The organism is Blastococcus sp. SYSU DS0669 (genome assembly GCF_054050895.1).
Genome location: NZ_JBJHAE010000006.1, coordinates 92650 through 105462 on the forward strand (window position 1 = coordinate 92650; position 12813 = coordinate 105462).

At 75.4% G+C, this 12813-nt stretch carries 14 protein-coding genes and 1 riboswitch; of the genes, 2 read left to right on the plus strand and 12 right to left on the minus strand.

Annotated features, from left to right (window positions below; genetic code table 11):
• Positions 1–2: 2 nt before the first annotated feature.
• The 6 genes from ACI792_RS08915 to ACI792_RS08940 all read right to left on the minus strand — a co-directional run bounded on the left by ACI792_RS08915 (position 3) and on the right by ACI792_RS08940 (position 5580).
• Entirely contained in the window at positions 3–602 is a 600-nt protein-coding gene (locus tag ACI792_RS08915) for a YdeI/OmpD-associated family protein (protein WP_456602279.1), read from the minus strand.
• A gap of 39 nt (positions 603–641) precedes the next feature.
• Positions 642–1718: a homoserine O-acetyltransferase MetX gene (gene metX, locus ACI792_RS08920; protein WP_456602280.1), complete on the minus strand. Its 1077-nt coding sequence runs from the start codon at positions 1716–1718 to the stop codon at positions 642–644.
• A gap of 1 nt (position 1719) precedes the next feature.
• The gene (locus ACI792_RS08925) at positions 1720–3012 is read right to left on the minus strand and encodes a bifunctional o-acetylhomoserine/o-acetylserine sulfhydrylase (RefSeq protein ID WP_456602281.1); all 1293 of its coding nucleotides are present in this window, start codon (positions 3010–3012) and stop codon (positions 1720–1722) included.
• Between the two features lie 43 nt (positions 3013–3055).
• Positions 3056–3171: riboswitch (SAM riboswitch) on the minus strand.
• Positions 3172–3259: 88 nt separating this feature from the next.
• On the minus strand, positions 3260–3745 hold the full coding sequence (locus ACI792_RS08930; RefSeq protein ID WP_456602282.1) for a hypothetical protein: 486 nt from the start codon (positions 3743–3745) through the stop codon (positions 3260–3262).
• Positions 3742–4638 carry a mechanosensitive ion channel family protein gene (locus ACI792_RS08935; RefSeq protein WP_456602283.1) on the minus strand — a complete coding sequence of 299 codons (897 nt, stop codon included), beginning with the start codon at positions 4636–4638 and terminating at the stop codon, positions 3742–3744. The genes ACI792_RS08930 and ACI792_RS08935 overlap by 4 nt, the downstream gene beginning before the upstream one ends.
• A gap of 156 nt (positions 4639–4794) precedes the next feature.
• Positions 4795–5580, minus strand: a complete 786-nt coding sequence (locus tag ACI792_RS08940; RefSeq protein ID WP_456602284.1) for a thioesterase family protein — start codon at positions 5578–5580, stop codon at positions 4795–4797.
• 201 nt (positions 5581–5781) lie between these two features.
• On the opposite strand from ACI792_RS08940, the gene ACI792_RS08945 reads away from it, so the two are divergent.
• Together ACI792_RS08945 and ACI792_RS08950 are read left to right on the plus strand one after the other, a co-directional pair.
• Positions 5782–6228, plus strand: coding sequence for an STAS domain-containing protein (locus ACI792_RS08945; RefSeq protein ID WP_456602285.1), 447 nt, complete (start codon positions 5782–5784; stop codon positions 6226–6228).
• 43 nt (positions 6229–6271) lie between these two features.
• Positions 6272–7243, plus strand: coding sequence for an EamA family transporter (locus ACI792_RS08950; RefSeq protein ID WP_456602286.1), 972 nt, complete (start codon positions 6272–6274; stop codon positions 7241–7243).
• 33 nt (positions 7244–7276) lie between these two features.
• On the opposite strand, the gene ACI792_RS08955 is transcribed toward ACI792_RS08950, so the two are convergent.
• From ACI792_RS08955 to ACI792_RS08980, 6 genes are all read right to left on the minus strand, one after another.
• Positions 7277–8299, minus strand: coding sequence for an ABC transporter substrate-binding protein (locus tag ACI792_RS08955; RefSeq protein WP_456602287.1), 1023 nt, complete (start codon positions 8297–8299; stop codon positions 7277–7279).
• 91 nt (positions 8300–8390) lie between these two features.
• Positions 8391–9236: an ABC transporter ATP-binding protein gene (locus tag ACI792_RS08960; RefSeq protein WP_456602288.1), complete on the minus strand. Its 846-nt coding sequence runs from the start codon at positions 9234–9236 to the stop codon at positions 8391–8393.
• Positions 9233–10333, minus strand: coding sequence for a FecCD family ABC transporter permease (locus ACI792_RS08965; RefSeq protein WP_456602289.1), 1101 nt, complete (start codon positions 10331–10333; stop codon positions 9233–9235). Before ACI792_RS08965 ends, ACI792_RS08960 begins: the two co-directional genes overlap by 4 nt.
• A complete protein-coding gene (locus ACI792_RS08970) occupies positions 10330–11385 on the minus strand; it encodes a FecCD family ABC transporter permease (RefSeq protein ID WP_456602290.1) in 1056 nt (351 codons plus the stop codon). The genes ACI792_RS08965 and ACI792_RS08970 overlap by 4 nt, the downstream gene beginning before the upstream one ends.
• Positions 11386–11485: 100 nt before the next feature.
• A complete protein-coding gene (locus ACI792_RS08975; RefSeq protein ID WP_456602291.1) occupies positions 11486–12196 on the minus strand; it encodes a mycothiol-dependent nitroreductase Rv2466c family protein in 711 nt (236 codons plus the stop codon).
• 107 nt (positions 12197–12303) lie between these two features.
• The gene (locus tag ACI792_RS08980; RefSeq protein ID WP_456580364.1) at positions 12304–12798 is read right to left on the minus strand and encodes a glutathione peroxidase; all 495 of its coding nucleotides are present in this window, start codon (positions 12796–12798) and stop codon (positions 12304–12306) included.
• Between the last annotated feature and the right edge of the window lie 15 nt (positions 12799–12813).

Below are 12813 nucleotides of genomic sequence, written 5' to 3' on the forward strand. Positions count from 1 at the left end.
GGTCAGTCTCGCCCGCCGGGCGGGGGGTGGAAGGGGCGGCCCGCGGCCAGCCGCTCCACGCAGGCCGCGACCCGCTTCGCCCGGCCGGCGGGGGTGGCGGCGGTGTGCACCCGCCACAGGACGGCGTAGCGGTTCTGCCCGTCCAGGGCGTCGAAGGCGGCCCGCGCGCCGGGCTCGGCGTCCAGAGCGGCGGCGAGGTCGTCGGGCACCGTGATGGTGGCCGCGCCCGGGTAGGCGCGCTCCCACCGGCCGTCGGCCCGCGCCGCCTCCACCGCAGCCAGTCCGGCCGGGCGCATCCGTCCCTCGGCGATCAGCCGCTCCACGGTGGCGACGTTCTTCTGCGACCAGACGCTCCGCGGGCGGCGCGGGGTGAGCCGCAGCAGGTGGTAGGAGTCGTCCAGCCGGAGCCCGCGCCCGTCGATCCAGCCGAAGCAGAGCGCCGACTCGACGACCTCGGCGGAGGTGAGGGAGGGGATGCCCGAGCCCTTGCGCGCGATCTGCACGTACAGCCCCGGGGCGGTGGCGTGCTCGGCCTCCAGCCAGGCCTCGAAGGCGGGCTGGTCGGGGAACGGCAGCATCGGCAGGTCCGTCGGCGTCGGCACGCCGCCATCCTGGCCCCCGGGTGCGACAACCGGGCGCCGTCAGCCCGCGAGCAGCTCGCGCAGCAGCGCGTCGACCGCCGCCGTCTCGACCAGGAAGCCGTCGTGCCCGTGGGGCGAGCCGATGAGCCGCAGCGGCACGCCGAGCGCGTCGGCCACCCGCTGCTGCTGCTCCGGTGGGTACAGCCGGTCGCTGTCCACGCCGGCGACCAGGGCGCGGGCGGTCACGCCGGCCAGCGCCACCTCCACGCCGCCGCGGCCCCGGCCGACGTCCCAGCTGTTCATGGCCTCGGTGAGCACCACGTAGCTCCCGGCGTCGAACCGGCGGGTCAGCTTGGCCCCGTGGTGCTGCAGGTAGGAGGCGACGGCGAATCGGCCGTCCTCCTGCAGGCGCGCGCCGAAACGCGCCTCGAGCTCCGCGGCGCTGCGGTAGGTGAGGTGGGCGATCCGGCGGGCGACGTCGAGGCCGTCCGCCGGCGGGTCGCCCGGCGGGTAGTCCCCGCCGCGCCAGCGGGGGTCGGCGCGCACGGCCGCCTGCTGGGTGGTCTGCGTGCCGATCTGGTCGGCCGAGGCGACGGCGGTGGAGGCGAGGAAGAACAGCCCCGCCACCCGCCCGGGGAACCGGACCGCCCACTCCAGTGCCCGCATGCCGCCCATGGAGCCGCCGGCGACGGCGGCGAAGCGCTGGACGCCCAGCGCGTCGGCGAGCGCCGCCTCGGCCCGGACCTGGTCGCCGACCGTGATCTCCGGGAAGCGCGAGCCCCACGCTCGCCCGTCCGGCGCGGGTGACGACGGCCCGGTCGTCCCCTGGCAGCCGCCCAGGACGTTCGCGCAGACGACGAAGAACCGGTCGGTGTCCAGCGCGGCGCCCGGGCCCACGACGCCGCCCCACCAGCCGGGCGTCGGGTGCCCCGGCCCGCGGTCGCCCACCACGTGGCTGTCACCGGTCAGCGCGTGCTCGACCAGCACGGCGTTGCCGCCGTCCGGGGCGAGCGTCCCCCAGGTCTCGTAGGCGATCCGCACGCCGGGCAGGTTGCCGCCGCGCTCCAGCTCGAACGGGGCGGGCAGGTCGAGGAAGCGCCGGCCGCCCGCCGGATCCCCCTCGGCCCACCCGCCCACGTCAGGCGGACTTGGCGGCGCGGAAGCCGGCCTCGAGGTCGGCGAGGATGTCCTCGATCCCCTCCAGGCCCACGGCGAGGCGCACCAGGCCCGGCGTGACGCCGGTGGTCAGCTGCTCCTCGGGGGTGAGCTGGGAGTGCGTCGTCGAGGCCGGGTGGATCACCAGGCTGCGCACGTCGCCGATGTTGGCGACGTGGCTGTGCAGTTCCAGGGCCTCCACGAACCGCTTGCCGGCCTCCACGCCGCCGTGCAGCTCGAAGGTCAGGACGGCGCCGGCGCCCTTCGGCGCGTACTTCTGCTGCGCGGCGTGCCACGGCGAGGACGGCAGCCCCGGGTAGTTCACCCGCTCGACGGCGTCGTGGGCCTCGAGGAACTCGGCCACCCGCTGCGCGTTCTGCACGTGCCGCTCCATGCGCAGGGAGAGCGTCTCGATGCCCTGCACCACCAGGAAGGCGTTGAACGGCGAGACCGCGGGCCCCAGGTCGCGCAGCAGCTGCACCCGGGCCTTCAGCGCGAACGCCGGTGCGCCGAGGTCGGCGTAGACGACGCCGTGGTACGTGGGGTCGGCGGTGGTGAACATCGGGTGCCGGCCGCCGGTCCAGTCGAACGACCCGCCGTCGACGATGAGCCCGGCGATGACGGTGCCGTGGCCGCCGAGGTACTTGGTGGCCGAGTGGACGACGACGTCGGCGCCGAACTCCAGCGGCCGGACCAGGTAGGGCGTCGCGATGGTGTTGTCGACGATGAGCGGGACGCCGTTGCGGTGGGCGACGCCGGCGACGGTCTCGATGTCGAGGATGTCGCCCTTCGGGTTGCCGATCGACTCGGCGAAGAAGGCCCGGGTGTTCTCCTGCACGAGGGACTGCCAGTTCTCCGGGTCGTCGGGGTCCTCGACGAAGGAGACGGTGATGCCCATCTTCGGCAGCGAGTGGTGCAGCAGGTTGTACGTGCCGCCGTACAGGGACGCCGACGCGACGAGGTGGTCGCCGGCCTCGGCGAGGTTGAGGATGGCGAGGGTCTCCGCGGCCTGGCCGGAGGCGACGGCGAGCGCGGCGACGCCGCCCTCCAGCGACGCGACGCGCTGCTCCAGCGCATCCTGCGTCGGGTTCATGATCCGCGTGTAGATGTTGCCCATCTCGGCCAGCGCGAAGAGGTCCGCCGCGTGCTGGGTGTCGCGGAACTGGTAGGCGGTGGTCGCGTAGATCGGCAGCGCGCGGGCGCCGGTCGTGGGGTCGGGGCTCGTGCCGGCGTGGATCTGCCGGGTCTCGAAGCTCCAGCTCTGCGGGTCGGTCATGCGCCGTCTCCTTCGCTCGCGGGAGATCCCGCGGCGCACGGGAGCTCCGTCCTTGCCGGGGGCGGGGCGCCGACCGGCCGGCTCTTCCCCTGGAGCACCTCAGACGGAGTTGAGGTTGCCGGGCAGCCAGCCAGGTGCTTCGCGCTGCCTCTCAGGAGCCGACGTGATCCTAGGACGCTCCGCCGGGCGACGCACACCCGCCCGGACTCGGGCAGCGATGTCCCACGTGAAACAGCGGCCCACGGTCCTAGGAGCCGGGCGCGGTCTCCTCGCCCGTGCCGCCGGTCGGCGCGGGGGCGGGCGTCTCCGGCGCCGTGGTGGTCGTGCCCGGCGCGGTGGTGGTGGGCGCGGAGGGCGAGGTGGTCGGCTCGGGCTGCTGCGTCGTCGTCACCGGCTCCTCGGTCGGCGGCGTCTCCTCCGTCTGCGTGGGCTCCGTCGTGCCCGCCGGGTCGGTCGGCTCGGTGACCGCCGTCTCCCCGGTCGCGGGCGCGCCCTGCGCAGGGGGCTTGACGTTCAGCCAGAGGGCGAAGACCGCCACGAAGAGGATGGCGAGCACGACGGTGGAGGTGCGGGCGCGGCCCAGGTGCCGGGGGATCGACGCCCACCAGCCGTGCCGCGGCGCCGGCGACGGCGAGTCGGCGGGCGAGCCCGGCGCGGCGGCGGGGGCGGTGCTCACGGTGGGCTCCTCGGAGGCGCGGGCGGCCGGGTCGCGGCGCTCGTCGGGTGTCTTCACCGGACCCCCTCCTGGACGGCCGTCGCGCCGTCCTGCGCCAGGGGCGCCGTCGTGGGCGGCGGCACCTGCATGCCCTGGCTGCGGAACGCCTGGACGATGCGGGCGCGCAGGTCCCGGCCCACCTCGAACTGCTTGCCGGGCAGCGTGCGGGCGACCACCCGCACGTTCACCTCGTCCAACCCGAGGGTCTCGACGCCCATCACGGTGGGCGGGTCGAGCAGCAGCGGCCGCATGGCCGGGTCGCGGAACGCCTCCCGGCCCACCCCGCGCAGGACCTCGTTGGCCCGGTTGACGTCGACGGTGGTCGGCAGGGGGACGTCGACGACGGCGCGCGCCCAGTCGCGGGACAGGTTGATGACCTTGACGATCTGGCCGTTGGGGATGGTCACGACCTCGCCGTCGGGCGAGCGCATCCGGGTGACCCGCAGCGTGACGTCCTCGACCGTGCCGTTCGCCGGGTCGCCCCCGCCGACCACCTGGATCGAGACGACGTCCCCGAACCCGTACTGGCGCTCGGTGATGATGAAGAACCCGGCCAGCACGTCACCGACGATGCGCTGCGCTCCGAAGCCCAGACCGACGCCGAGCACGGTCGCCGGCGCGACGAGGCCGGTCACCGGGATGCCGAGGCGGTCGAGGATGAAGAAGACCGAGATCGAGTAGATGAGCACGACCAGGGCCCAGGTGAGCACCTGGGTCAGCGAGTGGCGGTGCTTGGCGGCCTCCGACCGGACGAGCGCGTCGCCGCCGGTGGAGTTCCGGTCGATCCGGTCGGTGATCTTGTCGCCGACCCAGCCGACGAAGCGGGCGAGCAGCACCGACCCGAGCACGATCAGCACGACCTCGAGACCGCGCCCGGCCAGCCAGTCCAGCACGTCTCTCAACGCGTCCACGTGGCGGCACTCCGTTCGTCGGGGGAAGCGACCCTCCCACCATGCTCACCGCCGGACGGCGATGCCAGCCCGAGCCGCCGCGGCGCGCGTCCGGAACGGCCGGGCACGCCGCTGACCTGCGGCGCAGCGGTTGCGGAGAGATGACTCACGCCGGGCTCACCGTGGCTCGACGAACAGCGACTGGCTGGACCGGCCGACCGCGCCGTCGGCGTCGAACAGGACGGCGAAGCACTGCGCCGCCCCGGCGCCGCCGTGCACGGTCGTGGCGTCCATCCCCAGCCACTCACCCCGCGGCGGCCGGTGCAGGGCCACGGTGAGGTCGACGTTGGCGAACGTCGCCCGGGTCCAGTCGAGGGTCGCCGAGATGCCGCTCGCGGCGTCGGTCATCACGAGCAGGTGCTGCAGCGGCGTCATCGGCTCCCCGGCCACGAGGGCGCACTCCGGCCGGGTCCACGCCGTCGCCGGCCCCGGCCCGTTGAAGGTGCCGGCGGCGAACCGCCAGTCGAGCGCCCGGTGGTAGGCCACCTCGCTGCTGAAGAACGCCGCACGCTCGGCGCGGCTCCCCTCCGGCCCGGCCGGTTCCGGGTGCGGCTGCTCGGTCTCCGCCGCGGCGTCGTCCCGGCAGCGCATCCGCCAGGCCGACAGCCGCATGAGCGCCGCGCCCCCGGCGTCGAGGACCGCCTCCACCAGCTCGATCCGCCGGCCGGGGCGGACGACCGACGTGCGCACCCGCACCGGGCCGACGGGCACGGGCGCCAGGATGTCGTAGGCCAGGCGGACGGTCTGCCCGCCCTCGATCGCGCTGACCTCCTCGGCGGCGCGCAGGAGCAGCGCCGCCGGCGGCCCGGCGTGCTGGAACCCCGTGTCCCAGGGGCCGATCGTGAGGGCGGTGGCGGCGAAGCCGTCCCCGTCGGGCAGGTAGAGGGCCTCCGGAACGTCCACGGGGCCGAGTCTTCCGCCGCCGGTCCTGCCCGCCGCCGCCGGGTCCCGGCATCCGTACGGTGGTGCCACGGCTGCGAGGCGTCACCGCGCGCCCGCCGGGCGTGCCGACCCGGCCGATCCGGTATCGGAAACCGTTGTCCTGCCGGATCGGCGTCCGTACGTTCCGTGGCGACGGGGTGACCGTCGGCGCGAGGGGGCAGCATGGTGCGAGCGCACGAATGGGACGGCAGTCGGCGTCTTGCGCGCCCGCCCGGTGGGCGGCGGCCCTGGTGGGTCTCGCACCCGGCCCCGGAGCCGGCCGCGCAGCGCCTTGCGTGGGAGAGCGCGGGTGGGCGCGCCCGGGTGGTGGTCGACGGTGACGTCGACCTGGTCACCGCTCCGCACCTGGAGGCGTTCGTCGCCGGGCACCCGCTGGTGGGCTGCACCGTCCTCGAGCTCGACCTCGGCGGGGTGCCCTCGATCGGCTCGGCCGGCCTCTCGGTGCTCACCGGCGTCCGCCGCTGGTGCCAGCAGCGCGGTATCGACCTGCTGCTGTGCGACGTGCAGCCCTCGGTGTGGCGGGTGTTCGAGGTGACCGGCCTGGACGCCGTCTTCGTCGCGGCCGGCCCCGCGACCTGCCCGCCCGCTCAGGACCTCGCGCTGTTCTGATCCGGTAGGTGTCTCCGTCGGCCATGCCCGCTACCGTGCGCGCGTGCCCCGCACCGTCCGGCCCGGCCTCGGGTACGCCTTCACCCTCGGTGCGGCCGCCCTCTTCGCCGTCAACGGCACCGTCTCGACGCTCGCGCTCCAGGCCGGCGTCCCGCCGACCCGGCTGACGGCGCTGCGCTGCACCGGCGCCGCGATCGTGCTGCTCGCGGTGCTCGCGCTCATCGCTCCGGGCCGGCTGCGGGTGCGGCCCCGCGAGCTGCCGCTGCTCGCCGTCTTCGGGGTGGTCGGCGTGGCGCTGACCCAGTTCCTCTACTACGTGGCCATCGGGCGGCTGCCGGTCGGCATCGCGCTCGTCTTCGAGATGACCGCGCCGGTGTTCATCGCCCTCTACGTCTGGCGGGTCCGCCGCGAACGGGTGCGCAGCCGGCTGTGGGCGGCGCTGCTGCTGTCGCTGTCCGGCCTGGTGCTCGTGGCGCAGGTCTGGCAGGGCGGCGGCTCGCTGGACGCGCTCGGCGTGGCGGCGGCGTTCGGTGCGGCGCTCTGCCTGGCCACCTACTACCTGGTCGGCGAGCGCGGCACGGTGAGCCGAGATCCGGTCACCCTCACCTGCTGGAGCTTCGTGGCGGCCGCGGTGTTCTGGGCCGTCGCCGCCCCGTGGTGGCAGTTCGACGCCGGGGTGCTCGCCGAGCCGGTGCCGGTCTCGCTGGGCGGCCTGCAGCTGCCGCTCTGGCTGCTCGTCGGGTGGATCGTCGTGCTGGGCGCGGCGGTGCCGTTCTGGCTGTCGATCGCGGCGCTTCCGCACCTGGCGCCCACCACCGCCGGGCTCGTCGCGACGGTGGAGCCGGTCTTCGCCTCCGTCGTCGCGTGGTTGTGGGTCGAGCAGGTGCTCACCGGCTGGCAGGTCGCCGGCGGCATCGTCGTGCTCACCGGCATCGCGCTGGCCCAGACCGCGCGCACCGGGCGGACGCCGTCCGCGCCCCCGGTGCCGGAGACCCCGGCCCCGCTGTCGACGTGACGCGGGACCGGGGCCTCGGAGGGGTGGCGCCGCTCAGGGGGTGACGTCCTCCGCCTCGGCGAGCCAGCTGGCGAGCTCCTCCATGTACTCCGCCTGCGCGGCGTGGTCCATGCCGATGTACTTCCACGGGTGCACCTGGCCGGCCTGCGCGGCGGGCAGCAGCGTGTAGGTCGGCTGCGTGGCCATCTCCTCCGGCGTCATGGCGCCGCGCAGCGAGTACAGCAGGACGTCGCTGGGGTACCGGCCCACGTCCTCCCAGCCGGCGGTCTCCCAGAAGTAGCCCTCGCCGCCCGGGTCGACGAACTGGACGCCGAGGTCGGCGTACATGCGCAGCGACGGGTCGTCGGGGGCCTTGGCCATGTAGAAGCCCTCGGCGGCGTAGGCGGCGACGGGCAGCACGGTGATGCCGCCGGCCGCGGCCTCGGTGAGCGCGTCGGAGGCCGCCTCGAACTCCTCGCGGGCCTGCGTGACCTCCGTGCCCTCCATGTCGGCGCCGAGCGCCTCGGCGAGCTCGGCGGTGCGGTCGATGACGTCGGCGGCCGAGCCCGTCCAGGCGATCGCGATGATCGGCGCGATCCGGGCGACCTGCTCCTGCTGCTCCAGGCTCTCGAAGCCGTAGAGCGGCTGGGTCTCGTCGATCGTGCCCTCGGAGTCGGTCGGGTAGACGCTGGTGACGATGACGTCCGGCTCCGCCGCGGCCAGCTGCTCGAGGTCGATCTGGCCGTAGCTCTCGCCGACGATCTCGACGTCGGAGAGGTCCTTGCCCTCGAAGGCCACGTCGTCGGCGGTGGAGGTCTGGCCGAAGGTGGCCACCGGCTTCACGCCGTAGTTCCACAGCGAGGAGACGACGTCGTTGAGGCCCGCCACGCGCTCGGGGGTGGCGTCGAGCTCGACGGTGGTGCCCCGGTCGTCGGTGAACTGCCAGCCGCCCTCGGCGGCCGGCACCGCGTCATCGGTGGCGCCGTCGGTGGCGGCGTCGGCCCCGCAGCCGCTGACGCCGACGGTGACGCCCAGGGCCAGGAGGCCGCCCATCAGGCGGCGTGAGGTGCGGTGCAACGGAACTCCCTCGGCTGAGGGGATGCGTGATCATCCCCGGACGCGAGGAAGGTTAGCCTGCCCTAACTAGAACCTTCGAGAGGGGGCCGGCTCAGCGCAGCCGGCGGACGGGGACGACCATCGGCGTCCCCGTGACCGGGTCGGCCAGCACCCGCGCCTCGAGGTCGAAGACGCCGGCCAGCAGCTCCTCGGTGAGCACCTCGGCGGGGGTGCCGGAAGCCACCAGCGCGCCGTCCTTCATCGCCACCAGCCGCTGGGCGTACCGGGCCGCCAGGTTGAGGTCGTGCAGCACGACCACGACGGTGCGACCGCGCTCGGCGTGCAGGCGGGCCACCAGGTCCAGCACGTCGATCTGGTGGGAGAGGTCGAGGTAGGTCGTCGGCTCGTCCAGCAGCAGCAGGTCGGTGCCCTGGGCCAGCGCCATCGAGATCCAGGCCCGCTGCCGCTGACCGCCCGAGAGGGCGTCCACGGGGCGGTCGGCGAGCTCGGCCATGTCGGTCCACGACAGCGCCTCGGCCACCACCGCCTCGTCGTCGCGGGACCACTGCCGCAGCCAGCTCTGGTGCGGGTGGCGGCCCCGGGCAACGAGGTCGCCGACGGTGAGCCCCTCCGGCGCGACCGGCGTCTGCGGGAGCAGCCCCAGCACCTTGGCGACCTCGCGGGTGGGCGTGCGCGCGATGGCCCGGCCGTCCAGCAGCACCTGGCCGCTCACCGGCCGCAGCAACCGGCCGAGCGCCCGCAGCAGGGTGGACTTGCCGCACCCGTTGGGGCCGACGATCGCGGTGAACGAGCCCTCGGTGAGCTGCAGGTCGAGGTCGTCGACCACCACCTGGTCGTCGTAGGCCAGCCGGAGGCGCTCGGCGGCCAGCCGGACCCGCCGGGGCCCGGCCGGGTGCACGTCCTGGCGCAGCAGTTCGGTGCCGATGTGGAGTGTCACAGCGTCGCTCGCCGCCTTCCACGGACCAGGAGCCAGAGCAGGTAGGGGGCGCCGATGACGGCGGTCAGGATGCCCACCGGCAGCGCCTGGGGCAGGGCGGTGCGGGTGACCAGGTCGGCCGCGACCACGAGCAGGGCGCCGAGGGTGCCCGAGGCCAGCAGCGGTGGCCGGGAGCCGCCGGTGAGCCGGACGGCGATCTGCGGGACCACGAGGGCGACGAAGGTGACCGGCCCGGCGGCTGACACGGCGAAGGCCACGAGGAAGACGGCGAGCAGGACGACCGCGGCCTGTGCCCCGGCGACCCGCACCCCCAACCCCCGGGCGGTGTCGTCGCCGAACTGGAGGACGCCGAGCACGCGACCGGCCGCCAGCGCCAGCGGCAGGAGCACCGCGACGGCGACGGCCAGCGGCAGGGCGTCGTCCCACGTGCGGGCGTTGAGCGAGCCGGTGATCCACACGTAGGCCGACGCGGCGTCGTAGATCTCGGCGTGGGTGAGCAGCCAGTCGGTGATCGCGGTGCCGGCCGACCACAGCGCGATCCCGATGAGCACCAGCCGGTACCCGTCGACGCCGGCCCGCCAGGTGAGCGCGAACAGCAGGGCGCCGGTGAGCAGCGCGCCCAGCAGGGCGGCCAGCGGGACGCCGAGCCCGCCCAGGACGGCGCCGGTCGACGTGCCGCCGCTGAGCACGATCGCGGCCACCGCCCCCACGGAGGCGCCCATGGTGATGCCCAGCGTGTCGGGGGAGGCCAGCGGGTTGCGGGCGAAGGTCTGGAAGAGCGCGCCGGCGACGCCGAGGGCGAGCCCGACCAGCGCGCCCACGACCACCCGCGGGGCCCGCAGCTCCTGGACGATGAAGACCTGCGGGCCCTCGCCGAGGCCGACGAGGGTGCGCAGCACGTCGCCGACGCCGATCGGGAAGTCGCCGCGGCCCATGCTCAGCGCGGCGGCCAGCACCAGGGCGACGAACCCGGCCACCGGCACGACGACCTGGCGCCAGTGCAGCAGCCCCGACGCGGGCCCCGCGCGCAGCACCCGGCCGGTGCGCGGGCGGGGGCGCTCCGCCGTCGGCGGGCGCACCGGGGCGCTGACGCTCACAGCCGCACCGTCCGGCTCCGGCGCACGAGGGCGATGAAGAACGGCGCCCCGACCAGGGCGAGCACGATGCCGACCTGGAGCTCGCCGGGGCGGGCCAGGACGCGGCCGAGCACGTCGGCGACCAGCAGGAGCGCGGCGCCGGCGAGCGCGGAGCAGGGCAGCAGCCACCGGTGGTCGGGGCCGGTGAGGGCGCGCACGGCGTGCGGCACGACGAGCCCGAGGAACGCGATGGGCCCGCAGGCGGCGGTGGCGGCTCCGCAGAGCAGCGTGATCGCGGCCAGGCCGACGGCGCGGGCCAGCCAGATGCGCTGGCCCAGCCCGCGGGCGACGTCCTCGCCCAGGCCGAGCAGGTTCAGCGCCGGCGCGTTGACCAGGGCCAGCACGAGGCCCACGGCGAGGAAGGGGGCGACCTGCCCGGCGACGGCGGCGTCCCGCCCGGCGAGCGAGCCGACCACCCAGAACCGGAAGCTGTCGAGCGTCTGCTGGTCGCTGACCAGGATCGCGCGGACCAGGGCGTACATGAGGGCCGACAGCGCCGCCCCGGCGAGCGCGAGGGTGACCGGGGTGGCCCCGCCCCGCCCGGCGGAACCGATCGCGTACACCAGCACGGTGCCCACCAGCGCGCCGACGAAGGCGAACCAGACGTAGCCGGCGGGCGTGGTGACGCCCAGCAGCGTGATCGCGAGGACGACGGCGAGGCTGGCGCCCGCGGTGACGCCGAGGAGCCCGGGATCGCCCAGCGGGTTGCGGGTGTGGCCCTGCATCAGCGCCCCGGCCAGCCCCAGCGCGGCGCCGACCATCAGGCCGAGCACCGTGCGGGGCACCCGGAGCTGCCGGACGATCACCGCCTCCTCCCCGGTCAGCGAGGGGTCGAGCAGCGAGCGCCACACCTCGCCGAGGCCGATGGACCGCGTGCCGACCGCGATGCTGGCCAGCGCGGCGGCGACGACGAGCGCCAGCAGGAGGGCGAGCGTGCCCAGCCGGCGCGCGCGCAGCGGCGGCGCCGGAGGTCGTGCCGCGCCCCGGGGCGGGACGTCGACCGTGGTGGCCACGAGCAGCTCCCGGGACGGACGGCAGATCAGATAAGGCTTACCTTAGCCCGCTCCGCCGTTCTCGCCAGGTGCGTCCACCTCGTGAGGGCCCTCGCCGGGGTCAGCGCTTCTGCCGCCGGCTCCCTCCGTGCCAGTCCTCCTGCTGCCCGATCTCGCCGGGCTGCACCCCGAAGGCGGGGAGCTGCGGGCGCTCGCGCAGGCTGCGCTTGAGCTCGGCGAACCCGGGGAACGAGGCCAGCCCCACCACGTGGTCCCACAGCGCGACGGCCTCGTCCTCGGCCGGCAGCCGGCTGATCACCGGCCCGAAGAAGGCGACGCCCTCGGGCGGCTGGAAGTGCAGGATCGGCGTCCCGACGTCCTTACCGGCCAGGCCCAGCGCCTCGTCGGTCTCGGTCCGGATCTGGGCGTCGCGCGCGCCGTCCTCCAGCGCGTCGGCGAGGTCGGCGGGCAGGCCCGCGTCGGCGAGCACGGGTGCCACGAACTCCGCCGTCCCCCGCGCCGCCCGGTCGCCCTCGGGGCCGTGCTCGAAGACGTGCTGCCCGCACGCCTCGTAGAACCGGGCGACGCCCTCGTTCCCGGTCCGGTCACGCACGTGGGCGGCCACGCGGAGCAGCCGCAGCCCGGCGGTGTGCCCGGCCTCGTACTCGGGCGGGAAGTGCGAGGCGTAGTCGACGTGCGCGTTGAGCAGCCGCAGGGAGATGAACCGCCACTCGACGGCGTACTCGCGCTGGGCGCTCACCTGGCGCACCCACTTGCTGGTCATCCAGGCGAAGGGGCAGACCGGGTCGAACCAGAAGCGCAGATCGGCCATGCCGCGAACCTAGGCGTTCGCGCCCGCGCCCGCCGCTCCAGCCCGGTGCCGCCGCGCCAGGCCCGTGCGGCCGGGGTCGCGACCACGCGCCTGGGGCGGGCCGGTTGTCAGGCGGGGAGGACCGACTCGATCGCGGCGCGGACGGCGGGGTCGTCCGGCGGCGTCCGCGGCCGGAAGCGGGCGACCACCTCGCCGTGGCCCGACAGCACCCACTTCTCGAAGTTCCACGCCACCGGACCGGCCTCGCCGTCGACGTCCGGTGCGGCCGTCAGCCGCTGGAACAGCGGGTGCGCGCCGGTGCCGTTCACCTCCGCCTTCTCCGTCAACGGGAACGTGACGCCGTAGGTGGCCGAGCAGAACTGCTCGATCTCCTCCGCGGTGCCCGGCTCCTGGCCCATGAACTGGTTGCACGGCACGCCGACGACGGTGAACCCGCGGGCGCGGTACTCCTCGTGCAGCGCCTCCAGCGCCGTGTACTGCGGGGTCAGGCCGCAGCGGCTGGCCACGTTGACGACGAGCGCGGGCCCGCCGCCGGTCAGCTCCCGCAGCGTCGTGGCGGTGCCGCGGAGGGTGGTGACGGGGGTGTCGAGGAGGTCGCCCATGCCGCCCGCAGCACG

Bases quoted from the DNA above. Each gene is read 5' to 3' on its own strand.
- ACI792_RS08980 (WP_456580364.1), bottom strand. From the start codon at position 12,798: ATGGGCGACCTCCTCGACACCCCCGTCACCACCCTCCGCGGCACCGCC.
- ACI792_RS08925 (WP_456602281.1), bottom strand. From the start codon at position 3,012: ATGACCGACCCGCAGAGCTGGAGCTTCGAGACCCGGCAGATCCACGCC.
- ACI792_RS08975 (WP_456602291.1), bottom strand. From the start codon at position 12,196: ATGGCCGATCTGCGCTTCTGGTTCGACCCGGTCTGCCCCTTCGCCTGG.
- ACI792_RS08945 (WP_456602285.1), top strand. From the start codon at position 5,782: ATGGTGCGAGCGCACGAATGGGACGGCAGTCGGCGTCTTGCGCGCCCG.